Origin of the sequence: Paenibacillus tyrphae (genome assembly GCF_000722545.1) — a bacterium.
GTDB lineage: Bacteria > Bacillota > Bacilli > Paenibacillales > NBRC-103111 > Paenibacillus_G > Paenibacillus_G tyrfis.
On the sequence record NZ_JNVM01000007.1, the window covers coordinates 1 to 20,998 of the forward strand.

General features: G+C 55.4%; 24 protein-coding genes and 1 riboswitch. Of the genes, 15 read left to right on the forward strand and 9 right to left on the reverse strand.

The window, feature by feature from the left end; genetic code table 11:
- Positions 1–54: 54 nt before the first annotated feature.
- A complete protein-coding gene (locus tag ET33_RS09565) occupies positions 55–612 on the reverse strand; it encodes a DJ-1/PfpI family protein (protein WP_036679988.1) in 558 nt (185 codons plus the stop codon).
- Positions 613–793: 181 nt separating this feature from the next.
- On the opposite strand from ET33_RS09565, the gene ET33_RS09570 reads away from it, so the two are divergent.
- Positions 794–1,030 carry a hypothetical protein gene (locus ET33_RS09570; RefSeq protein ID WP_036679989.1) on the forward strand — a complete coding sequence of 79 codons (237 nt, stop codon included), beginning with the start codon at positions 794–796 and terminating at the stop codon, positions 1,028–1,030.
- Positions 1,031–1,090: 60 nt separating this feature from the next.
- Here the strand turns inward: ET33_RS09570 and ytvI are convergent, their stop codons facing one another.
- Positions 1,091–2,200: a sporulation integral membrane protein YtvI gene (gene ytvI, locus ET33_RS09575; RefSeq protein ID WP_036679990.1), complete on the reverse strand. Its 1,110-nt coding sequence runs from the start codon at positions 2,198–2,200 to the stop codon at positions 1,091–1,093.
- A 23-nt stretch (positions 2,201–2,223) separates the two neighbouring features.
- The gene (locus ET33_RS09580; protein WP_036679991.1) at positions 2,224–2,583 is read right to left on the reverse strand and encodes a winged helix-turn-helix transcriptional regulator; all 360 of its coding nucleotides are present in this window, start codon (positions 2,581–2,583) and stop codon (positions 2,224–2,226) included.
- A gap of 167 nt (positions 2,584–2,750) precedes the next feature.
- On the opposite strand from ET33_RS09580, the gene ET33_RS09585 reads away from it, so the two are divergent.
- From ET33_RS09585 to ET33_RS09620, 8 genes are all read left to right on the forward strand, one after another.
- Complete coding sequence (locus ET33_RS09585; protein ID WP_010491539.1) at positions 2,751–3,053, forward strand: heme biosynthesis protein HemY; 303 nt, start codon at positions 2,751–2,753, stop codon at positions 3,051–3,053.
- Positions 3,054–3,089: 36 nt separating this feature from the next.
- Positions 3,090–3,317 (forward strand): DUF1450 domain-containing protein, encoded by a 228-nt coding sequence (locus tag ET33_RS09590; protein WP_025851711.1) that lies wholly within the window; start codon positions 3,090–3,092, stop codon positions 3,315–3,317.
- A 158-nt stretch (positions 3,318–3,475) separates the two neighbouring features.
- Positions 3,476–4,966, forward strand: a complete 1,491-nt coding sequence (locus ET33_RS09595) for an esterase-like activity of phytase family protein (RefSeq protein WP_235206682.1) — start codon at positions 3,476–3,478, stop codon at positions 4,964–4,966.
- 185 nt (positions 4,967–5,151) lie between these two features.
- Positions 5,152–6,384, forward strand: coding sequence for an MDR family MFS transporter (locus tag ET33_RS09600; RefSeq protein ID WP_036679992.1), 1,233 nt, complete (start codon positions 5,152–5,154; stop codon positions 6,382–6,384).
- Positions 6,385–6,477: 93 nt separating this feature from the next.
- A riboswitch (cyclic di-GMP riboswitch) is annotated at positions 6,478–6,569 on the forward strand.
- 85 nt (positions 6,570–6,654) lie between these two features.
- Positions 6,655–6,960, forward strand: coding sequence for a hypothetical protein (locus ET33_RS09605; protein ID WP_036679994.1), 306 nt, complete (start codon positions 6,655–6,657; stop codon positions 6,958–6,960).
- 116 nt (positions 6,961–7,076) lie between these two features.
- Complete coding sequence (locus ET33_RS09610; RefSeq protein ID WP_036679996.1) at positions 7,077–7,886, forward strand: DUF2935 domain-containing protein; 810 nt, start codon at positions 7,077–7,079, stop codon at positions 7,884–7,886.
- Positions 7,887–8,090: 204 nt separating this feature from the next.
- Complete coding sequence (locus ET33_RS09615; protein ID WP_036679999.1) at positions 8,091–8,588, forward strand: CBO0543 family protein; 498 nt, start codon at positions 8,091–8,093, stop codon at positions 8,586–8,588.
- Positions 8,585–9,073 (forward strand): CBO0543 family protein, encoded by a 489-nt coding sequence (locus tag ET33_RS09620; RefSeq protein ID WP_036680001.1) that lies wholly within the window; start codon positions 8,585–8,587, stop codon positions 9,071–9,073. Before ET33_RS09615 ends, ET33_RS09620 begins: the two co-directional genes overlap by 4 nt.
- 2 nt (positions 9,074–9,075) lie before the next feature.
- On the opposite strand, the gene ET33_RS09625 is transcribed toward ET33_RS09620, so the two are convergent.
- Positions 9,076–10,257, reverse strand: a complete 1,182-nt coding sequence (locus tag ET33_RS09625) for a THUMP domain-containing class I SAM-dependent RNA methyltransferase (RefSeq protein ID WP_036680003.1) — start codon at positions 10,255–10,257, stop codon at positions 9,076–9,078.
- 141 nt (positions 10,258–10,398) lie between these two features.
- Here ET33_RS09625 and ET33_RS09630 point away from each other — a divergent pair, with 141 nt between their 5' ends.
- Positions 10,399–11,043 (forward strand): O-methyltransferase, encoded by a 645-nt coding sequence (locus ET33_RS09630; RefSeq protein WP_036680006.1) that lies wholly within the window; start codon positions 10,399–10,401, stop codon positions 11,041–11,043.
- A gap of 111 nt (positions 11,044–11,154) precedes the next feature.
- On the opposite strand, the gene ET33_RS09635 is transcribed toward ET33_RS09630, so the two are convergent.
- Entirely contained in the window at positions 11,155–11,928 is a 774-nt protein-coding gene (locus ET33_RS09635; RefSeq protein WP_036680009.1) for an IclR family transcriptional regulator, read from the reverse strand.
- 246 nt (positions 11,929–12,174) lie between these two features.
- Here ET33_RS09635 and ET33_RS09640 point away from each other — a divergent pair, with 246 nt between their 5' ends.
- The 5 genes from ET33_RS09640 to ET33_RS09660 are packed head-to-tail and all read left to right on the forward strand — an operon-like array spanning position 12,175 to position 17,205.
- Entirely contained in the window at positions 12,175–13,275 is a 1,101-nt protein-coding gene (locus ET33_RS09640; protein ID WP_036680012.1) for an ABC transporter substrate-binding protein, read from the forward strand.
- 9 nt (positions 13,276–13,284) lie between these two features.
- The gene (locus ET33_RS09645) at positions 13,285–14,400 is read left to right on the forward strand and encodes an ABC transporter ATP-binding protein (RefSeq protein WP_036680015.1); all 1,116 of its coding nucleotides are present in this window, start codon (positions 13,285–13,287) and stop codon (positions 14,398–14,400) included.
- Positions 14,393–15,250: an ABC transporter permease gene (locus ET33_RS09650; RefSeq protein WP_051775223.1), complete on the forward strand. Its 858-nt coding sequence runs from the start codon at positions 14,393–14,395 to the stop codon at positions 15,248–15,250. Before ET33_RS09645 ends, ET33_RS09650 begins: the two co-directional genes overlap by 8 nt.
- Positions 15,247–16,050, forward strand: coding sequence for an ABC transporter permease (locus ET33_RS09655; protein WP_036680018.1), 804 nt, complete (start codon positions 15,247–15,249; stop codon positions 16,048–16,050). The genes ET33_RS09650 and ET33_RS09655 overlap by 4 nt, the downstream gene beginning before the upstream one ends.
- Before the next feature lie 57 nt (positions 16,051–16,107).
- On the forward strand, positions 16,108–17,205 hold the full coding sequence (locus ET33_RS09660) for a M20 family metallopeptidase (protein ID WP_051775232.1): 1,098 nt from the start codon (positions 16,108–16,110) through the stop codon (positions 17,203–17,205).
- 88 nt (positions 17,206–17,293) lie between these two features.
- On the opposite strand, the gene ET33_RS09665 is transcribed toward ET33_RS09660, so the two are convergent.
- From ET33_RS09665 to ET33_RS09680, 4 genes are all read right to left on the reverse strand, one after another.
- The gene (locus ET33_RS09665; RefSeq protein WP_081890269.1) at positions 17,294–17,737 is read right to left on the reverse strand and encodes a hypothetical protein; all 444 of its coding nucleotides are present in this window, start codon (positions 17,735–17,737) and stop codon (positions 17,294–17,296) included.
- Positions 17,738–17,754: 17 nt separating this feature from the next.
- Positions 17,755–18,381 (reverse strand): iron-containing redox enzyme family protein, encoded by a 627-nt coding sequence (locus tag ET33_RS09670; RefSeq protein WP_036680025.1) that lies wholly within the window; start codon positions 18,379–18,381, stop codon positions 17,755–17,757.
- A 352-nt stretch (positions 18,382–18,733) separates the two neighbouring features.
- A complete protein-coding gene (locus ET33_RS09675; protein ID WP_036680027.1) occupies positions 18,734–19,945 on the reverse strand; it encodes an MFS transporter in 1,212 nt (403 codons plus the stop codon).
- 179 nt (positions 19,946–20,124) lie between these two features.
- Positions 20,125–20,886, reverse strand: a complete 762-nt coding sequence (locus ET33_RS09680) for a metallophosphoesterase family protein (RefSeq protein WP_036680029.1) — start codon at positions 20,884–20,886, stop codon at positions 20,125–20,127.
- Positions 20,887–20,998 lie beyond the last annotated feature (112 nt).

The window sequence follows — 20,998 nt, forward strand, 5'->3', positions numbered from 1 at the left end:
TCACGTTACGGGCTCAGTCCCGATAGATCCGAGGCGGAAGCACTTCTTTTTCATTTACTTCAAAAGCTTCAAAAATTCGCGCATGAATCCCGGCAGATCCGGCCAGGCGTGTCCGGTTACGAGCTTGCCGTCCACATGAAGCGTCTCCGGCCCATAGGTGGCGCCGAGGCGCTCGATATCGGGGCGGCATGCCGTATACGCGGTCATCGTGCGGCCTTTGAAATAGCCGTAATCCGGAAGCGAGGCGAACACTTGAGCCGCATGGCATATGGCTCCGACCGGCTTGTTTGCTTCCAGGAAATGGGCGATGATGCGGGGAACGTTGGCATCGGAACGAATGTATTCCGGCGCTCTGCCACCCGGTATGATCAGCCCGTCGTATTCGGATGGGTCCACATCCGCAAAGGCAATATGAGACGGAAGCTGGTGGCCGAGCTTCTCCGTATAGGTCTCCCAACCTTCGACGAAATCGTGCACGACGGTGTGAAGCGTCTTCTTCACAGGCGAGGCGATGACCGCATCATACCCTTCCTCCAACAGCCGGTAGTACGGGTAATATACTTCCAATACTTCAACCGCGTCTCCTGTCAGTACAAGTACTTTCTTGGACATGGTATCACTCCTTGGTAAAGGTTGAAATGTCACTCTCTCATTATGCTGGATGGGGGGAATAGCTGTAAACGGGTTGAAATTGTCGGGATTTGTCGAATCATTTCAGGATTGCCGAAAGATGGTGTATACTGTAGAGAGAGCCATTCGTACAATTTCGTAGACGGAAAGGGGACGGTTCGTCATGTGGAGACGATTGTGGTCGCTACGGCATTGGGGTCATGTATTCCGCCGAATTATCCCGCTACTGCGTTCGTCCAAAGTGCCGATAGGGGAAAAGCTGCTGTTTTTCGTCCCTGCGCTCGTGTATTGGATTATGCCCGATGCGCTGCCGTTCATTCCGCTGGACGATATCGCCGTGACGATGCTGCTCATGAGCTGGTTCACCGACCGGGCGGAGCGCAAATACGGCGCCACCTAAACTTAATAAATACAACAAAGAGCTGCCCGCGGGCAGCTCTTTTCTTCGCTATAGAGGACGCTATTTGCTTTTCGGAAGTTCAGGCTCGTACTCCTCCGCCGGCATGCGGATCCATTTTTTCAAATAGCCCTGCTCGTACAGCGCTTTGACCAGGATGATGAGAATCGGCGACAAAATCAGTCCGGACACGCCGAACAGAGACAGCGACACGATCATGAAGGAAAGCATCGTAAAAGCGGAAACCCCGAGCGAATCGCCTGTAATTTTCGGCTCCAGGATTTGTCTTGTAGAGATGACGACCGCGAGCAGGACGGAGAGCCAGATGGCCAGCGTCGTTTGGCCGACCACGAACAGATAAATAATCCATGGAATGAACAGCGTCGAGACGCCGAGCAGCGGCAGCACGTCGAAGAAGGCAGCCAGCAGCGCGACGGAAAACGCGTTTTTGATATTCATGACGAGCAGCGCGACGAAGATGACGGCAAACGTCACGCTGATCAGCTTGGCCTGCGCCTTGATATAGCTGACGATGCCGAGCAGCACGTTTTCGCGGAGGAAGTGGAACGCTTTCTTGAACGTATTGGGCGTCTTATCCTCTGCGATCCGCTTCCAGGATTCGATTTCGATGCTTAGAAAATACGCCAAAATGATCGCAATGACGAAGTTCACCACAAAAGTCGAAAAGGACGTGAGGACGGTGAACGTGCTGGTCAGGAACGAACGGGCGATTTCGGTCGTTTTTTTCGCGATTTCCGCCGAATATTCCTTCGCTTTTTTCACGATTTCTTCCGTCGGAAGCGTACCGAAGCGGTCCTGCAGATTGTCCGTCTGCTTGGCGATTTCCTGCGTCAGCACTGCGGCGTATTCGGGCAGCTTGTCCTTCAGACTGACGATCTGGCTCGTGAAGATGACCCCAGCGCCGGTAATCGCCCCCAGGATGACAAGCACGAAAATGATGGTCGAAATCGCAGACGCAATCGCCTTCTTGATGCCCCTGCGGTGCAGGAAGCGCGCGAACGGCTCGATGATCATGTAAACGATAAAAGCCAGGAAAATCGGGGTCGCAATGCGGTACAGGTAACTGAAGACGAACATGAACAGGTACACGGTAATCACAAGCAAAGCGATGTCGAAGATTGTTTTGTAATATTTGCGGTAAAAAGAAATCATAGGTCACCTCGGAATCTCAGGGGTCAGCACCATTTGGCCGCCCACAGCTTCATTTCTTTTAACATTCGGTGCAAATCCTCACCTTTGGGTGTAAGCGTGTATTCGACCGTGACGGGGACGGTCGGATAAGCCGTCCGCTCAAGCACGCCGTTTTCCTCCAAGTGGCGCAAGGTGTCCGTCAGCGATTTGGGGCTGATCGATGAAATGTTGCGCTGCAGCTCGCCAAACCGTTTCGTTCCTCCAAACAGCTCCCGCAGAACAAGAAACGACCATTTGCCGCCGATCACGTCAAGCGCTTTTTCGATCGAGCATTCGATGTGAAGCGGCTGCTTGGGGACATAATTGCCGGGGTGCCGGTTTTGTTTGCTTTCCGTCCATGACATCTCGTCTCCTCGCTTTCCATTCGTGCGTGAGTTCATATACCTGTAATCATATCAGAAATAGGCGGCTTCTTACCAGCATTTGTGAACCGGCAGCGGAAGGTTGCTTTCGTTCCCGGGTTTATATACAATAAGGGGAAAATGCTTATTAGTGGGAGATGTGCTTGGACATGAAATGCAAAATTTCGCGCAACGCCGCCAAGGTGCTCTTGGCTGAGATGGAACAAGAAGAAAACAAAGAATTGAAGCTTCGCGTATATGTAACGCACAAGCACGGCGATCATGCGCACTACGGACTCGGAATGGACACGCCTACGGAAAATGACGTGGTCGTAACTACCGACAGCGGCATCGACGTTATTTTACAGAAGGACGAGCCGCTGCTGGACGGCGTGCGCGTCGACTACTTTTATTTGCCGGAGGAAGGCTTTGCGGTCACCAATCCGAGCAAAGGCAACCACGGCGACCATTAATTCGCCGCTTGGATGCCTCAGAAAGGATAATTCCGCATGGCCAACGATATTCGCGTCTGCGACAAATGCAAGCATATGAGAATGAAAACCGCGCTGCCGAAGCTGCAGAAGCTGGCGCCTGACGCCGACATCAAGGTCGGCTGCAAGTCCTATTGCGGCCCGTGCTCGCGGTTTGCCTTCATTTATATTAACGGCCGGTATGTGACCGGCGCGACGGAAGACGAAGCGATCGAGAAAGCAAGCAAGTATATTAAGAAGAAATGATGGACGAACCTCCTGGCGCAGCTTGCGGCCGGGAGGTTTTTTTATGGATGCTAGCTTTTACAAAATCTTCATATGCCCTTTACATCGTCGAAACAATCTGCAACTATGCTAGGAAAAGTGAGTCCGAAAACCTAGTTACATTCGCCGGGGGTATCGTCATGATGAAACGTTGGTTGAAAAAGAGAAAATGGCTGGTCCTGTCGCTTGCCGCAATGACGATCATAGGAGCGCAAACCGCAGCAGCCGCGGAAGGCGGCATGGAAGCGGTCGGCACGAAGTTCGGCATCTGGTCGGGCGGTAAAGAAGTGAAGACGGACAAGGCTCCCGTCCTGATCGACGGCAGTACCTATGTCCCGCTGCGCGCGCTCGGAGAAGCGCTGGGCAAGCAGGTGGAATGGAACGAATGGACGCAGTCGATCCGGCTGAAGGAGATGCCGAAGGTTGCAGCCGTACACGAGTGGAAAAATCCGGGGACGCTGGTCGGCAGCCTGAAAGAGGGCGGACTCTCGGGGCTGGTCCATCTGCCGGGCGACCCGGCGGACGTGTTCTATACGCTGGCTGACCGCGGGCCGAACGGCGAGTTCGGCAAGGACAAGCTGCGCACCTTCCCGAACGAGGCGTATGTGCCGCGCATCTACAAAATTAAAGCGGCCGGCGGAACGATCGAAGTGCTCGAAACGATCAAGCTGCATTTGCCGGCCGGGAAAACAGACAAGTTCAGCAAGACGGCGGAGCTTACCGGTCTGCCGAACTTGGAGGCCAGCGACGAAGTTCCGTACGACGGCAGCGGCACGAAGAAGCTGGCGTACGATCCAGACGGGCTGGATCTCGAAGGCATCGCCTATAACCCGACGGACGACACGTTCTGGCTGTCGGACGAATACCGTCCTTCCGTGCTGCAGGTGAAGCGCGACGGTATGGTTGTCGGACGGTACGTGCCGCAGGGAGCGAAGGAGCAGCTGGTGGCGGCGGGCGCGCAAACCGAGATTTACGACATTTTGCCGGCGGTGTACGCGAAGCGGATTCCGAACCGCGGCTTCGAAGGCGTCACGATTTCGCCGGACGGCAAATATTTGTACGCTTCGATCCAAAGCCCGATGGCGGTTCCCGACAAAAAGACGGGCGAAGCGTCCCGCAATCTGCGCATCTTGAAGATGGATCTGGCCGCCAAAAAAGTCGTCGGTGAATATTTGTACATCGCGGAGAACGCCGATTCGTTCACGAATGTGAAGCAGAAGGACGTCGTCATCAGCGATTTGTCCGCGTTGAGCACCGATGTGCTGCTGGTGGACGAGCGCGATAAAAACAGCGGCAAGGAAGCGCAAATCAAGCGCATTTACCGGGCGGACTTCTCGGCGGCGACCAATCTGCTTGGAACGGAGCACAGCGACAATCTGGAGAAGCTGACGCTGGCGCAAATCAAGGAAAAAGGCATCGTGCCGGCCGGCAAGGAGCTGATCGTGGACGTAGCGAAGCTGGGCTATCCGCACGAGAAGCTTGAAGGGCTCGCGGTGGTGGACAAGCATACGATCGCCGTTGTGAACGACAACGATTTCGGCGTGGACGGCTACGACGACCAAGGCCAGTTGAAGGTGAACGGCAACCCGACGCAAATGTACCTCATCCAGGTCGGCGAAGAATTAAAATAAAAGCTTCAGTGAAGAAAGAGCTCGTCCCAGGCGGACGGGCTCTTTTTCGTCACGCCATAATTTTTTGCCGAATGTCTGGGCAGGCTCGGCCAATTGCTGTATAATGAAATCCGGTTTCATTCCATGGCTGATTTTGCCGATGGTCAAAAATACCAACGGTTATATACAGAGAGAAGGTCGGTACGATGTTCGCAACTGTAAAGTCTCGTTTGCTTCATTTCTTACGCGATTATCATCCGATCGTGCATGTACTGCTCGTGGGAACCGCTCTGGCGCGGATCGCTTCGTCCATGAGCATGCCGTTTCTGGCCATATATTTGTCCCGGGAGTCGGGGCTGCATCCGATCATGATCGGCGCGATCATCGGCATCGGCTCGCTTGCCGGCATGGCGGGCGGCTTCGTCGGCGGAGCTTTGTCGGACCGACTGGGACGCAAGTTCATCATGATGATTGCCTTGCTCGGCTGGGTGATCGTGTTCGCCGGCTTTGCGTTTTCCAAAGCGCCGCTGCTCTTCATGCTGTTCAATATGCTGAACGGGCTGTGCCGTTCGCTCTACGAGCCGGTATCGCAAGCGCTGATGGCCGACGTGACGGTGAAGGAAAAGCGGCTTAACGTCTTCTCAATGCGGTATCTGGCGATCAATGTCGGCGTAGCCGTCGGACCGCTGCTCGGCGCCTACTTCGGCATGTTCGAAGCCTGGCTGCCGTTTCTGGTCACGGCTTTCATTTATTTGACCTACGCGGGTTTGCTCTATGCGCTGCTGCAGGCGTTCGGCATCCGTCAGATCGAAGGGGAGCATCGCAGCGGGGTGACGGTCCGTTCGGCTTGGCGGGTCATCGCGAGCGACCGTGTATTCCGTTATTACATTGCAGGTGGGATTATCGGCGCGATCGGCTATTCGCAGATGATGGCCACCTTATCGCAATACGTACAGCAAAGCGTAGCCGACGGGGCGACGCTGTTCGCGCTGCTGATGACGATCAATGCAGTGACGGTCGTTCTGCTGCAGGTGCCGCTGTCGAAAATGTTCGAAAGCCGCGGTCCGATGGCTGCGATTGCGGTGGGTGGCCTCATGTTTGCGCTCGGGGATATCGGCTATGCGGTATCTGCCGGCTGGATCGGATTTATGATCTCCATGGTCCTGTTCACCGTCGGGGAAGTGCTGAATTTTCCGGCAACGAACATGCTGATCGACCGGTTGGCGCCGGAGGGAATGCGAGGGACGTACTTCGGCGCGCAGTCGTTTACGAATTTCGGACATTTTCTCGGTCCTTTGGCGGGCGGCGTTCTTTTGTCGGAATGGGGAGGCGGTCCGCTGTTCTCCGTGATGGCGGCCGTTACGGTGGCGGGAATCTATTTTTATTGGAAAGGCCAGCAAGTTTATAAAATGTTTCATAATTCACATGAAAATCCATGAAAATAGTACGTAAGAACTATGTATTCTACTGAGTTGATCTTTTATCCTAAGAGATGAGATTCAATCATACACAAAAAGACAATTTTCGAGCGTGCTCGATAAAGGCAAACCGGGCGAAAGCTCGCAGGCGCAAAGCTATAGGGGATAAGGCGCCGAGGTTGCGTGATGCCAGCCAGTTTACCGAAGGCACGGAGACGCGCGATGATAGATGCGGACTCCCGTACCGTCAACGGAGAGTCTTTTTGTTTTCATATAAAGGAGCGGGAACGGATGGCAGATCAGGTTCAGGGACGGAGCATCATGACGAAGCAAGGCTTCTATACAAAAGTGGGCAACGATTTCGTCGGCGTCTTTTTGTCGAGCGAAGGCCCAAAAATGTTCATTAATCGCGAGGTATACGAGCTCGCCTCCTCTTGCTGGGACGTGGAAATGGTCAAAGGGCGCAGCCGGCAGGTCATTACGTTTTATTGGCGCGGCGAAGTGAAGCTTTCCGTGCGGTGCGAAGCGGACAACGAGGTCTTCATGTCGCTCTTCGATTATTGGAGCTGCCGGGCGCAGGACTTGCGTCACGCCTGATGACTCTTTGTCGATCCCGGTTTTCTCATTTCGAATAGGCACTTGCCCCGGTCGTTGTGCATACGATGCTTGTAGCACATTACGGCTCACCGGCCGACGGGGAGGCAGAGACAGGGATGGCAACGGATTTCGAGACATCTGCGGCGTTCGAACACCGGTTCTGGCTGCAGGTGATGGGCGATCATGCCCGGTTTATTAAAGATTCGCTGTCAGTGGACGAAACTGAAGAAGTAACGCGGGCCCGGGCGATGATCGCAGCCTTCGACGGGCTGCTTGAGCATGCCCGTAAAACGGAAAAGCGCGAGCGGCTAATCGAAATTTCGCGGGAGGCTTACGGCCTGATGCAGCAATTGATCAGCTTCAAGCTGCACCTGCTGCAGAGACATTTAATCGGGAAAATCACGATCGGATTGTCGCCTTCGTTTCTCAGTCATATGGTGAACGAGGCGGAGGAATATTTGCGGGTGTTGGGAAGTCTGCTATCCGGTCAACCGGCCCCCGTGTTCCATGAGCTTCATCATCATCTGGTCTGGCTGCAGGACGCCTACGGGCACGCCAGCTCGATTGCAAGCGATCTGGATATGGCGGAAGCGCGTTTGACCGAGCTGGCCCGGACGTTCGATCAGCATTTTCGCGAGTTTTATTTAAAAGCGGTCGAGTTGGCCGGCTATTTGCGCACGAACGTGAAGAAGTTTCCGGCTTTAACGCGTTTCGGCAAAGAAGTGGAGCTGGAGATGGCGCTGTTCATGCAATTTTTGCGGGAGCTGGAGGCGCTTCGGCTTAGCAAGCAGGCGCTGGGAGTCTTGTCGCCGTTAATAGCCGATCATATGTCTCGCGAGGAGTGCTACTACCTTACCAAGCTTTCGCAAGTATCGGAGCATAAAGCGCCCGCCTGCGACCCGACCCGTCCTCGCGTCGAGGCTTGAAGCGGACGAATCGAATAAATCCTTACAAGGTACAAGCGGGATCAACGCTTCAGCCTCGTAAGGATTTTTTGCCTTTTGCCTAAATCGTATCAGAAAGGTTAAAGCGGCAGGCAAATGGAAATATTGGATGGTATCGTTCAAGACATTGTTGACAAACATTGATCGGCGAGCCCGATGAAGTTGCAGCGGAGGACTGATATCCCCATGGCCAAGGAACAATCCATATTGCTATTGTTGTGGATCGCGAGCGTGCTGCTGCTATGTATGACCGGACGCCGACGTGTGAGAGCCACCGTACTTCTAGTGCTTCTATTTCAAACGATGACTTGGTTACTGAGTTTAGTGCTGTCGAGCTTGTCCTTGTTCGAATTTCCGGTGCGGGAATTGCCGAGGGCGACGGCAATTAATTTCACATTTGAGTTTATCTTGTTCCCGGCCTTTGCCGTCTGGTTTCAATATACGTATCCGGAGCGGAAAAGCAAGGCGCGTCAAATCGGACATTATGCGCTGTATGCCACGATTTTCGTCGTCTTTTACAGCTTGATGGCCCGTTTTACTTCGCTTGTGAAATTTCACGGTTCACCGGCTTGGCTGTATCTTACACTTCCGGCTGAACTCTATATAACCCGGCGGGTGTTCTTATGGTTCGTTCGGGAGGAACCGGGAAAGTCAGTCGCAGGCTTATCGGAGAAACGGATATGAGCAGATTCATCGAGCAGTGGATTCTTGTCTTTGTCTGGGGGTTGACGCTGGCTTCCCTTTTGTTCATTCCGAAGGACAAGTACCGCATCGCGCTTACGGTGTTTTTATTTAAGCAGTGCATCACCTGGCTCCTCGGACTTCTTGTGGTCGAGTGGGGATGGATTGCCTACCCGGTTCGGTTATTCTGGAAGGTGAATGCCACCAGCTTCACATTCGAATATTTCGTCTATCCGGTCATTTGCGTTTTCTTTATGCTGCATTATCCCGAGCGCCGGGACGGGTGGACGAAGCTGGCGTATTGTGCGGCGTTTACGACCGGAATCATGATACCGGAATATATCATTCAGCGCTATACGAAGCTCATCGATTACTTGCACTGGACCTGGTATTGGAGCTGGATCAGTTTGTTTCTTACGTTCGCGCTGTCCCGGTTGTTCTACGTATGGTATTTTAAGCCGGTGCAGCCGGACAAAAACAAGCCCTGAGCTTATTGCTCAGGGCTTGGGTTCGCCTCCTGGTCTTTGCGCCACGCGTATAAGCCGCCCGGTGCGAAGTACTGGTACAATTGGCATTCGATCCGTCCGTTAAACAGCTTCCGCTTCTTGTCTGCCGGCCGGTTCGCGTAGTGCTCGAACTGCTTGGCCGGGGTCAGGACAAAAGCGGACCAGGTAGGGAGCTGCGCATACAAGTGTCCGAAATCGCGGACGGCGCGTTCCGCTTCGCTCCGGTCGCCCAGCCGCTCGCCGTAAGGCGGGTTCGTAATAATGCAGCCGTAATCTCCTAGCGGCCGCGCTTTGGCCACCGGCAGCGTCTGCAGGTTGAGCTCTTTGGCCAGTCCGGCCGCTTTGGCCGACGCTTGGGCAACCTCGATCGCGCTGCGGTCGATGTCCGAGCCGGCGATTTGCAATGGCACGTCGTCGCGCACGAGATCGTACGCTTCTTCGCGCGCTTCCTGCCATAGAGCGCTGGGGACGAGCGGCCATGCCTCCGCATTGAAACTGCGTCTGAGGCCCGGCGCCAGATTCCAGCCGATCATGGCCGCTTCGACCGGGATCGTCCCGGAGCCGCAGAACGGATCGTACAGCGGACGCTCCGGCTGCCAGCGGCTGAGCAAAATCATGGCGGCCGCCATCGTTTCCTTCAGCGGCGCTTCGGTAACCAGCTTGCGGTAGCCGCGCTTGTGCAGCCCCGGGCCCGTCGTGTCCAGCGTAATCGTCGCGATATCGTTCAGCAGAGCGACCTCGATAACGAAGCGGCCGCCCGTCTCGCGGAACCATTCGGTCCCATAGCGCTGCTTCATGCTTTCGACGACGGCTTTCTTCACGATGCCCTGACAGGCGGGGACGCTGGACAGCTGCGATTTATGCGAGCGTCCTTCCACAGGAAACTCGCCGTCCTCGGGAATCCATTCCGGCCAGGGCAGCGCCTTGACGCCTTCGAACAGCTCGTCGAAGGTGCGCGCCGGGAATTGTCCCATTTTGACCAGCACCCGGTCGGCGGTCCGCAGCCACAGGTTCGCCCGGGCGATCGCCAACGCGTCTCCGACGAACGTGACGCGGCCGTTCTCAACCGTTACCTGATCGTATCCCAGGTCGCGGACTTCCCGAGCGACAACGGCTTCCAGGCCCATGGGGGCGGTAGCAATCAATTCAATGGTGTTCGATGTCAACGCTTGCTCACTCCTTGGAAAAGCCATACAATAAACTAGTATAGGCGATTGGCCCCGATTATACAACGGCGGCGGGAACGAAGGTAACGAACGGTACAGCCGTACGCCCTACGAGGACCAAACGGAGGAGGAAGAACGGAGATGACGGAGATGCCATTATCGGCGGAAGCGTATTTGGAGGGCTTGTTCGGGCCCGATGCGGAGCTTGAGCGGGTGCAGGAAGGCATCCGGGAGAACGGGATGCCGGAAATTTCGATCGCGCCGGGGTACGGTCGGCTGCTGACGATGCTCACGCGGCTCGTTCGCGCGGAGCAGGTGCTGGAGATTGGGGCGCTGGGCGGCTACAGCGGCATTTGTCTGGCACGCGGCCTGTCCGACGGCGGCAAGCTGGTATCGCTGGAGCTGAAGCAGGAGTATGCGGACTTGGCGCACAAGCATCTGCACGAAGCGGGACTCGGCGACAAGGTCGAATACCGGATCGGCGAGGCGCTGGACAGCCTGGAGGCGCTGTCGGCGGAAGGCCGGCGGTTCGACCTGTTTTTTATCGATGCGGACAAGGGGAATTATCCGAATTATTTGGAATGGGCGATCAAGCTGGCCCGGCCGGGCGCGTTGATCCTCGGGGATAACCTGCTGATGCGCGGCAAGACGACCGACCCGGAGCAGTCCGGCAACGCCGTGACGAAGATGCGCCAATTTAACGAAAGCATAGCGCGCGACCCGCGTCTGGAAGGCGTGCTGCTGCCGGCGTACGATGGCCTCGCCATGGCAAGAGTGCGGGGATAGAGACAGACAGGTAAATAGTTAAAGGTATGGCGAAGAGACGAGTTCCCGTAGTCGTGGCGACGAGGGGACACCGTCTCTTTTTTCTGTAAAACCTCAGAGGAGTCCTTCGCCCTAAGCCCCGGTACCTCCCGTACCCCGATAGCCGAGCTCGTGCGATATGGCGCGAGCAATCTCCACCACCTCTTGAATCCACCGCTCATGGAAGGGCAGCATACGATCGGTCGGACCGATCACGCTGACGGACGCAATCGCTTTCCCGTCGGCGTCGAAGATCGGCGCTGCAATCCCGGTCGCGCCGACATTGCGCAGGTTCGAGCTTAGCTCGTATCCGTTCATCCGGATGTCCTTCAGCCTGCGTTTCATCGTCTCCGCGTCGGTAATCGTATACGCGGTATACGTTTTCAATTGATCCCCCAGCACGTCGGCGATAAAAGCGTCGTCCCGGTAAGCCAAAATGGCGCGCGCCGCCGAGGTGGCGTACATCGGAAACCGCCGATGCTCCTCCGCGTTGAAGCGGATCGGGTACTGCGAGTCGATTTTATCGACATAAATGGCATCCTGACCGTCAATGACGCACAGCGTGACGAGCTCCTTCGTCTTATCCGAGAGCTGGGTAAGAAACGGCCTGGCGAAATCGACGAGATTGTGATTTTTCAGCACCTTGTTGCCGAGCTCCAGCAGCGTATAACCGAGCGAATACTGCTTGGTGGCGGGATTTTGCTTGATGAAGCCTTCGCTTTCGAGCGTCATGAGCAGCTTGTGCACCGCGCCTTTGGAAAGCTCCAGCTTGCGGCTCAAATCGCTCACGCCGAGCTCTTTCGGAGAATCGAGAAATAATTTCAGCAGCTTGCAGCCGTTTTTGACAGACGATAAATGGTTGTCCATAGCCTTCGTGCTCCTTGCCGTCGTAGAGTTGAGGGACGGTTTGAAATGTAGAGTAAGTGTAACATAAACCAGGCAAATTTCCCAGAATTCGCTTTCACATGTAAGAAAACATGACATTGAAAACGTTTTAAAAAAAATAAACTATTGCACTTTATCCAAGTTACGTGCTAAAATCTCCTTATGTTTCTCGTATAGTAAACGATGTTCACGTATAGTGAACGATACCACATCCGGGGAGGAATTACAATGAACAAAAAAATGGGGGTTTTAGCGGTATTGACGCTTTGCGGCTCGTTGCTCGCAGCATGCGGATCAGGGAAGCCGGCGGCATCGGGTGAAACGGGGCAAGATCAAGCCGGCGGCACGAAGCCGGAGAAGCAGCTCGTGATCTCCGGTAACGGAGCTACGGTAGAGCAAATGATGAAAGACGACGTGTTCAAAAAATTCAATGAAAAATATCCCGATGTGAAGCTCACTTATGTATCCGGCGTCGCCACCGAAATCGTGGCCAAAGTGAAAGCGCAAAAAGGCGCTCCGCAAATCGACGTGACCGTGATCGAAGCGGGCGAGCAGGAAGCCGGCCGTGCGGAAGGGCTGTGGGAGCCGTTGAACGAAAAAGACGTTCCGTCCATGAGCAAGGTTTCTCCCGAGTTGAAAGTGAAGGACAACAGCGGCGTAGCGGTCAACTTTACCCCGATGGGCATTTCTTATAACGCGGAAATGGTGAAATCCAAGGGCCTCCCAGTGCCGGAGTCGTGGAACGATCTTGCCCGCACGGAGATGAAGGGGAATTTGACGCTCAGCGAAATTTCGAGCAACTTCGGCCGTTCCGCGCTAATCATGCTTGCGTATGCAAACGGCGGCTCGGAGAAAGATATGGAGCCCGGTTTTAAAAAGTTGGAAACGGTTGCGGGCTATATGCCGACCTTCGCCAAGAGCGCAGCTCAGCTGCAGCAAAACCTGCAAAACAAGACGGCCGCCTATACGGCTTGGACGATGGCGCGCAGCTTGGTGCAGAAGGACGCCGGTCTCGATCTCGAATTCGTCATTCCGAAGGAAGGCGCGAACCTGGTGCCTACCGTAGCGTCGATGGTCAAAGGCGCGAAAAATCCGAACGCCTCCAAACTGTTCATCGAGTTCCTGCTGTCCGATGAAGTACAGGCGATGTATGCAACCAAGCTGTACTACAATCCGGCAACGAAGGTAAATCTGCCGATGGATATTTCCAAAAAGCTGAGCTTCGACATGAAGAAAGCCGTCAAATTCGATTACGAGGTTATCAGCAGCAAAACGCCGGAGTGGCTCGACCGCTTCAATAAAGAAATTGCGCCGAAAGTCGGCAAATAGGTGAGTGACATGACAAAAACGATCGATGTGGAGCTTAAAGGCATCCAGAAAAAGTTCGGATCCAACGTGGTCGTGGAACAGTTCAATCTGCAAGTTGAGCAGGGGGAATGTGTTTCGTTCCTCGGCCCTTCAGGCTGCGGCAAAACGACAACGCTCAATATGATCGCGGGCTTTCTTGAGCCGGATCAGGGCGAACTGATTATTAAGGGCAAGAAGATGAACGGCGTGCCGTCCAATAAACGGGATCTGGGCATGGTGTTTCAGACGTATTCGTTGTTCCCGCATATGACGATCTTTGAAAATGTGGCGTACGGGCTGAAGCTGCGCAAGACACCGAAGGCGGAAATGCAGGAGCGGGTGCGGAAGGTGCTGGAGCTGGTCAAGCTGCCTCACGTGGCCGACCGCTATCCGAAGCAGCTTTCGGGAGGCCAACGGCAGCGCATCGCCATCGCCCGCGCGCTCGTGACCGAGCCGTCGCTGCTGCTGTTGGACGAGCCGCTGAGTAACTTGGACGCCAAACTGCGCGAAGAGCTTCGCGACGAGTTAAAGCGGTTGCAGCAGGAGATCGGTCTGACCACCATTTTCGTGACGCACGATCAGGAAGAGGCGCTTTACCTGTCCAACCGGATTGTGGTGCTGGATCACGGCAAGGTAGAACAGATCGGCACCCCGTGGGAAATTTATAACCGCCCGGCGTCCGAGTTCGTACATACGTTCATTGGCAAATCGAACCGGATGACCAGCAGAGTGGAGGCGATGGGCAGCCAGACGCTGTCGCTCGTGACGGAGGACGGGCATCCGCTTCAGGCTGCGTTCAAAGGCATTGCGCTTCAATCGGGAGACGCCGTCTCCGTCTATGTCCGTCCCGAACGGATCGGTTTTGTGGCTGAGGGCGGCGAGAATCCCTCCGGCAGCGTCAATCGGGTGCAGGGTGTCGTCCAACTAATCTCCTTCCTCGGAGCTTACGCCGAATGCGAAGTCCAGGTCGGCCGATATACGCTGAATGTGCGCATTCCTTCCGACCGTCAGGACCGTGAATGGTCGGTCGGCGATTCGGTGTGGCTGGAATGGAAGCCGGAGGACGTGTTCGTTTTCCCAAGGAAGGGGCATGAGACCCATGGGTAAAGGCAAGTCACCCGCTGTCCGGAGCGCCGCCTTGCTGCTGCTTCCAAGTCTGGCCGTCGTCGCCGGCGTGTTTTTGCTGCCGATGCTTTATATTTTTCTTCTTAGTCTGGAGGGGAAGCAGGGGCAGTTCACGCTGGAGAACTATACGATCTTTTTTAAAGATACTTACTATCTCCAAATTTTATGGCGAACCGTCAAACTGGGCTTGCTCTCGGTGCTGGCCTGTCTGGTGCTCGGCTATCCGGTGGCGATGTTCATGGCCCAGACGTCGGGCAAGCTGCGCGGGATCATTACATTTCTAATTATTTCCCCGCACTTGATCAGCGTGGTCATCCGGAACTTCGGCTGGGTCGTCATCCTGGGCGAGAAGGGCTGGATCAACAGCACGCTGCTGAAGCTGGGGCTTATTGACACGCCGCTCAAGCTGCTCTATAACGAGCTCGGCGTCGTCATCGGCTTGACCGACTCCTTGATCGTGTATATGATTCTCGCCATCGCGACGAGTCTGTACCAGATCGACGGCTCGCTCTATAAAGCGGCCGGCATTCTCGGCGCGGGCAAGGTGCGCACGTTCTTCACGGTGACGCTTCCGCTGACGCTGCCCGGCATTGTCGCCGGAACGACGCTCGTGTTCAGCCTGTCGATGAGCGCGTTCGTTACGCCTGCGCTGATGGGGGGCACGTCCGTGAAAGTGCTGCCGGTCATCGCTTACGAGAAAATTATGGCCCAGCTCAACTGGCCGCTGGGGGCGGCGCTTTCGTTCCTGCTGCTCGGTTCGACCATCGCGCTCGTTTCGCTGTTTACGCGGCTTATCGAAACGCGGCGCTATAAAGAGGTGTTCTCCTCATGACAAAACGATTTTCGCCGCTCGGCCTCATTACGTTTTTCGTCGTCTTGTTCGTTGTTTCGCCGCTGCTGGTCATTATCCCGACCTCGCTGACATCGACCAAATATTTGTCGTTTCCGCCGGTCGGATTTTCCTTGCAATGGTATATCAAAATTTTCGACCGCCCGGAATTCGTCGATTCGTTCTGGTTCAGTCTGGAGCTGGCGGCGCTGACCGCCGTCATTTCCACGCTGCTCGGCACCATCGCGGGACTTGCGCTGCACAAGTACAAGTTTCCCGGCAAAGGGCTGATCAACGGGCTGCTGCTATCGCCGCTGACCGTTCCTGCGCTGATCATCGGGATTGCGGCGCTGCTCTTTTTCACGCGGATCGGACTGGCCGGCACGTTCACCGGGCTGCTGCTCGCGCACACGCTGATCTCGATTCCGTATGTGGTCCGGCTCGTGCTGACGGGGCTCAGCTCCTTCGATTATACGCTGGAGAGAGCGGCTTACATTTTGGGCGCCAAGCCCTTGAACGTTTTCTGGGACATTACGATGCCGCTGCTGAAGCCGGCGATTATTTCCGGCGCGATTTTCGCTTTCTTGACTTCGTTCGATAACGTGACGGTGTCGTTGTTTCTCGTCTCCCCGACGACAACGACGCTTCCGATGGCGCTGTTCAGCTATATGCAGGAAACGCTGGACCCGCTCGTCGCGTCCGTATCGTCCGTCGTAATTTTACTAAGCTTGGTGTTCATCATTATATTGGAAAGGGCATACGGATTGGACCGTTTGTTCGGATCGAATTCGCATTCCCATTAACGGAGATGCTGCGGTGTGAAGTCAATAAAAGATCGGATTGAACAATATTTGCCCGAGATGCTGGCGCGGCTTGAAGCAAGCGTCAATATGGATTCGCCATCCGCCGACAAAGCGTTGAACGACCGGATGGCGGACTGGTACGCGGGTCAATTCAAGGAAATTACGGGAGGCACGGTCGTCCGGGTTCCGAACGAAATGTACGGCGACCGGCTTCTGTGCGAGGTAGGGCAAGGGGATAAGCAGATTTTGCTGCTCGGCCACTTCGACACGGTCTGGCCGCGAGGAGAAGCGTCGCGCCGTCCGTTTCACATCGGGAACGGACGTGCTTACGGGCCGGGCGTCTACGACATGAAGGCAGGGCTGATGCAGGCGATGTTTGCGATCAAGGCGCTGCAGGAGTCGGGGCGGTTCCCGGCGGGTAAAAAAATCGTGCTTCTGCTCAACAGTGACGAAGAGCTCGGCAGTCCGACATCCCGGGCTTTTATCGAAGAGCAGGCCAGAAAGTCGGCGGTCTCCTTCGTGCTGGAGCCGCCGATGGAGCCGAGCGGCGCGCTGAAGACGGCGCGCAAAGGAAGCGGCCGGTTTAAGCTTACGGTGCAGGGCGTGTCCGCGCATGCCGGCGTGAACCCGGAAAAAGGCGTTTCGGCGATCCAGGAGCTCGCCTGCCAGATCCAGCGGCTGCATGCGTTGACCGATCCCGCCGTCGGGACGACGGTGAACGTCGGCGTCGTCAAAGGTGGCATCGGCCCTAACGTCGTGGCGGAGAACGCGGAAGGGGATATCGACATCCGCGTCGCCACGGCAGAGGAAGCCCGGAGAATCGAATCGGCGCTAGGCGGGCTCGTTCCCGTACTGCCGAAGGCCCGGCTGCAGTTGACCGGCCGGATGATGCGTCCGCCCATGGAGCGGACGGAACGGACGGCAGTCCTGTTTGCGCTGGCGCAGGAGATTGCCCGCGCCGAATTCGGCGTCGAGCTGGAGGAGACGCATACGGGCGGCGTCAGCGACGGCAATTTTACCGCCGCCGTCGGCACGCCGACGTTGGACGGACTCGGGGCGCGGGGCGATTACGCCCATTCGCCCGACGAGTACGTCCGGATAGACGAAATTCCGTTCCGTACAGCGCTTCTCGCGGAGCTGATTGCACGGTGCTAGTGAGGTTCGCTTCGCGTTGCACAAGGAATCAAAGAAGGCCGGGAAGCGCATCAAGCGTTTCCTGGCCTTCTTTTTATATATACCGCATTTATACGCTAATGGGCCTGTCGATCAACTCGTTGGACGAAATGCCCAGAAAGACGTAGGCTTCCTTTTTCATGACGCTCGGATCGTCGTTCCAGAAGCTCTGCAGCACGTTGATAAATCCGGACGCCCGCGCGATGCGGTCCATTTGCATTTTCATAATCGCTCCGCTGCACAGCACGGCGCACTGGGATACTTGAGGCAAAATGCCGCCCTGAAGCTGCTCCCAAATCGCGTTCACTTCGGGAGAGAAAACGATCGGCCGGCCGTTCTTGATCATGAAACGGTTATCGACGAGGAGCTTGGCTCCGCTCATCGAAGCAAGGCTGCTTTTTACCAGCTTGCTTGCTTCGGTGGCGTCCTCCACCGTCAACGAATCGAGTACTTGCCAGGACAAAACATTGTTCGTGCGGTCAACGTGATACTTAAAAACGTCTTCGAATGCCATATCTATTATATTCCCTCCTATTTAAACCAGGACGCGAGCATGATATCGAGCGAACGGCACGTATATCGAACCAAATGCTCGGCTTCCTTTAGTTCTTGATCGTTCATATCTTGAATGTGATGATAGACGTTGCTGTGCTCCTCGTCCGCCTCGCAGTGAATTTCCCAATACTCCAGATTCGTAAATCCGGCTTTTTTCAAAATCGCGTAGGCGTGCAGGTACATGGCATGGGCGTAGCCTTCCGCCGTACTGTTCACAAGAAGCAGCGACAAGTTTTCGCTCATGGAGCTGACAGCGCGGTATTGAAGCGAAATGAAGTCCTCGGTCTCATCATTCGGAAACGATTGTTCGGGGTCGTCAAGCCCCAAATCCGTCATCCATTGGCGGAGCATCTCGGCGTGGTCTTTCTCTTCCTCGTAATGGGTGGAGAAGACATCGTGCTCGACATCCGGGAACCGTTCCCAGCGCAGCTTAAGTAGCTCTCCGAAATGCTTGGACAAGTGGTATAAGTGCATGCACCATTTGAAATTTTCCGGCTGCGCGCTCTCGGGAAATCGGGTGAAAAAAGGATTCGACTTTTTGGTTTTCTCAAGTTCTTCTGCGATGATCGTCGATATCGTTTCAACAACTTGCGATTGCGTCATAATGATCTTCCTCTTTTCTCTGTTGAATTGGATACTTCCCGGTGGAACGACAGATGACAGATCATAAGCGGACTTCTGGTTCACCTCCTTTGGAAACACCATCCATAAGGTAAGCAGGAGGAAAAAATATTTAATTTTCTTTACTATTTCTTACATTCTTATTATCGGATACATTTTCCTTCTTGTTAGGAAAAATGGCATAATTTATTTACTAAGTTTTCATTAAAGTTCACTAATTTGTCAAAATTTCGGAGAAAATGGGCAGAAAATCATAGATTTTTGGCAAAAAAATCCTGCAAGCCCAGGATGACAAAGCACCAAAGGCTTACAGGCTGATCGCCACAAAGCGTGGTTATGAAGGGGGGTGAGTCGATTTTTGTCGGAGCAAAATCGATTTTCGGGCCCACAAGCCGTTAATTAAGAGCAGGACGGCCGAAACGAGAAAAAGCTGCTGGATCGTCATCACGCCGGAGATCGCTCCGCCAACGACAGGGCCCAGCATGTTCCCGGCCGCTAGCGCGCTCGTATTGAAGCTGTAGGAGCGGCTTTCCATCCCGTTCGGCGTATATTTCCGGATAAGCGCGTTCACCGTAGGGAGCAGTCCTCCGAGAAAAATGCCGAGAAAAAACCGGGCCGCGCAGAGCTGCCACACGTTGTGTACGAAGGCTTGAGGGACCGAAGCCACGGCAGCGCCGAGCAGGCACGTTACGAGAATTTTCTCCGGTCCGATCCGGTCGGACAATTTGCCGAATATCGGCGAAGCGATCATATTGGAGAAGCCGGTCACCGATCCGACCAGACCGGCGTAGAACGCCAGCATCTCGTCCTGTCCGTGAAGCTGCTGGACAAACAGCGGGAGAAGCGGCATGACGCTCAGCAGCGAGAACTGGATCAAGAAGGTGACGGAGTACAGTGAAGGAAGCTGCGAGATGCGCCGCAGCTCGTTGAACGCCGCCAGCATGGACTGCTTTGGCTTCTGAAGCGCTTTTTTCGCGTCGAACGTTTCCTTCACCAGCACCGCTGCAAGCAGCGAGGCGGCGAAGAGCGTAGCGCCCGTCACGAAGAAAATGTTGCGGAACCCGATCCATTCCGCCAGCAGCCCGCCGAGAAACGGCCCGAGAATCGATCCGGCGACGGAACCGGATTGCAGCGTGCCCATCGCGAAGCCGACCTTCTCCCGCGGCGTGGTGGCCGACATCAGCGCGACCCCCGCGGGCACGAAGCCGGACACCGTACCGTTCAAAAGACGGAGCAGCAGCAGATGCCAGGCGCTGGTCGAGAAGCCCATCAGCGTCATGACGATCGCCATGCCGAAGCCGGAGCGCAGCAGCATCACCTTGCGTCCGTACCGGTCGGCGAGTCCGCCCCAGATCGGTTGAAAGATAAAGGAGGTCACGAAATTCCCCGCAAAGATGACCCCGGCCCAAGTAGCGACGCTATGAGGATCATGGAGGCCCAGCTCCTGCAAATACAAAGGCAAAAAAGGAACAATCATCGTCATGCCGGCCATGACCAAAAATTGTCCCACCCATAATACGATTAAGTTAACCTGCCATTTCGCCACGCGAGCTCGCCTCTTTTCAAGCTGACCATCGCATGCAAACCGAATAACACGTTTGCCGTCATCTGTGTGCTGGTCTATGTAATGTAACGTTTCGACATGCTTCGAGTATACTCTCATTATTTCTGCGATGCAAACGTGTTCGGAGCAAGCCGAAAAATGCGGCTACCAGAGGACGCTCGTTATTTCCGCTCGATCCCGCTGCGAATTTCGTCGACGAACCGCTCCAGATTGGGCAGGCCGACGCGTTCGGCGGTGGCGACGGCTTTCTCGACGTCATAAGGCACGCGGACGAGCTGTACGGAGAACGGAGCAGGCTCCAGACAGGCCGGATGCGACGTCTCTCCTTCCAGAATGGCATAGCTCGCATAAGGGAGCCCGTCGTAAGGCGCGCCGACGCTGCCGGTGTTGAACAGCAGCAGACCTTGTCCCGCTTTCGACTTCAGCGTCTGGACGTAAGGAACATGGATATCTCCGTAGCCGATGACGTCCGGCGTCAGCTCCGTGCCTGCAAAGCCGCCCGTCTGATCCGTATTTTGGAACATTGCTAGCTTTTCCTTCTTATTAGCCTTGCGGAGCACGCGATGATAAATGCTTTGCGCGGAAGCATGAAAAAGACGCACGCGGCGTCCGCTTAGCCACAGCTCCGCGGAAAACGGCAGCTCGCGCAAGTAACGGAGCCGCTCGGTCCCGAGCAGGCGCTGCTGCCACAAACCGGTCTCCTTGTCCTGCGGGTTATTGATGCCGTGATCCCAGTTGCCCTGCACCGTCGTTTCGCACAGCTCACGAATGCGGTCCACCGCTTCGCACGGCTGCGGCCCTTTGCCGACCAGATCGCCGAGGCAGATGATACGCCGGATACGGCGGCGGCGAATATCCCGGGCGACCGCCTCCAGCGCAGGCAAGTTGCCGTGGATGTCGGAAATGACGGCAATGTTGTCCATGATGTGTAGGTTCCTCCTGTTTCTGCTGCCAAGTGGCGGATTCTTCCATTATAGCACATGCAAAGAACCTTCGGAGAACGGCATTCTCCGAAGGTTTCTATTTTTTTGCGGC

Excerpts from the sequence above, each read along its gene's own strand:
- ET33_RS09565 (WP_036679988.1), bottom strand. The coding sequence starts at position 612 with ATGTCCAAGAAAGTACTTGTACTGACAGGAGACGCGGTTGAAGTATTG.
- ET33_RS09570 (WP_036679989.1), top strand. The coding sequence starts at position 794 with ATGTGGAGACGATTGTGGTCGCTACGGCATTGGGGTCATGTATTCCGC.
- ytvI (WP_036679990.1), bottom strand. The coding sequence starts at position 2,200 with ATGATTTCTTTTTACCGCAAATATTACAAAACAATCTTCGACATCGCT.
- ET33_RS09580 (WP_036679991.1), bottom strand. The coding sequence starts at position 2,583 with ATGTCATGGACGGAAAGCAAACAAAACCGGCACCCCGGCAATTATGTC.
- ET33_RS09585 (WP_010491539.1), top strand. The coding sequence starts at position 2,751 with ATGAAATGCAAAATTTCGCGCAACGCCGCCAAGGTGCTCTTGGCTGAG.
- ET33_RS09590 (WP_025851711.1), top strand. The coding sequence starts at position 3,090 with ATGGCCAACGATATTCGCGTCTGCGACAAATGCAAGCATATGAGAATG.
- ET33_RS09595 (WP_235206682.1), top strand. The coding sequence starts at position 3,476 with ATGATGAAACGTTGGTTGAAAAAGAGAAAATGGCTGGTCCTGTCGCTT.
- ET33_RS09600 (WP_036679992.1), top strand. The coding sequence starts at position 5,152 with ATGTTCGCAACTGTAAAGTCTCGTTTGCTTCATTTCTTACGCGATTAT.
- ET33_RS09605 (WP_036679994.1), top strand. The coding sequence starts at position 6,655 with ATGGCAGATCAGGTTCAGGGACGGAGCATCATGACGAAGCAAGGCTTC.
- ET33_RS09610 (WP_036679996.1), top strand. The coding sequence starts at position 7,077 with ATGGCAACGGATTTCGAGACATCTGCGGCGTTCGAACACCGGTTCTGG.
- ET33_RS09615 (WP_036679999.1), top strand. The coding sequence starts at position 8,091 with ATGGCCAAGGAACAATCCATATTGCTATTGTTGTGGATCGCGAGCGTG.
- ET33_RS09620 (WP_036680001.1), top strand. The coding sequence starts at position 8,585 with ATGAGCAGATTCATCGAGCAGTGGATTCTTGTCTTTGTCTGGGGGTTG.
- ET33_RS09630 (WP_036680006.1), top strand. The coding sequence starts at position 10,399 with ATGACGGAGATGCCATTATCGGCGGAAGCGTATTTGGAGGGCTTGTTC.
- ET33_RS09635 (WP_036680009.1), bottom strand. The coding sequence starts at position 11,928 with ATGGACAACCATTTATCGTCTGTCAAAAACGGCTGCAAGCTGCTGAAA.
- ET33_RS09640 (WP_036680012.1), top strand. The coding sequence starts at position 12,175 with ATGAACAAAAAAATGGGGGTTTTAGCGGTATTGACGCTTTGCGGCTCG.
- ET33_RS09645 (WP_036680015.1), top strand. The coding sequence starts at position 13,285 with ATGACAAAAACGATCGATGTGGAGCTTAAAGGCATCCAGAAAAAGTTC.
- ET33_RS09650 (WP_051775223.1), top strand. The coding sequence starts at position 14,393 with ATGGGTAAAGGCAAGTCACCCGCTGTCCGGAGCGCCGCCTTGCTGCTG.
- ET33_RS09655 (WP_036680018.1), top strand. The coding sequence starts at position 15,247 with ATGACAAAACGATTTTCGCCGCTCGGCCTCATTACGTTTTTCGTCGTC.
- ET33_RS09660 (WP_051775232.1), top strand. The coding sequence starts at position 16,108 with ATGCTGGCGCGGCTTGAAGCAAGCGTCAATATGGATTCGCCATCCGCC.
- ET33_RS09665 (WP_081890269.1), bottom strand. The coding sequence starts at position 17,737 with ATGGCATTCGAAGACGTTTTTAAGTATCACGTTGACCGCACGAACAAT.
- ET33_RS09670 (WP_036680025.1), bottom strand. The coding sequence starts at position 18,381 with ATGACGCAATCGCAAGTTGTTGAAACGATATCGACGATCATCGCAGAA.
- ET33_RS09680 (WP_036680029.1), bottom strand. The coding sequence starts at position 20,886 with ATGGACAACATTGCCGTCATTTCCGACATCCACGGCAACTTGCCTGCG.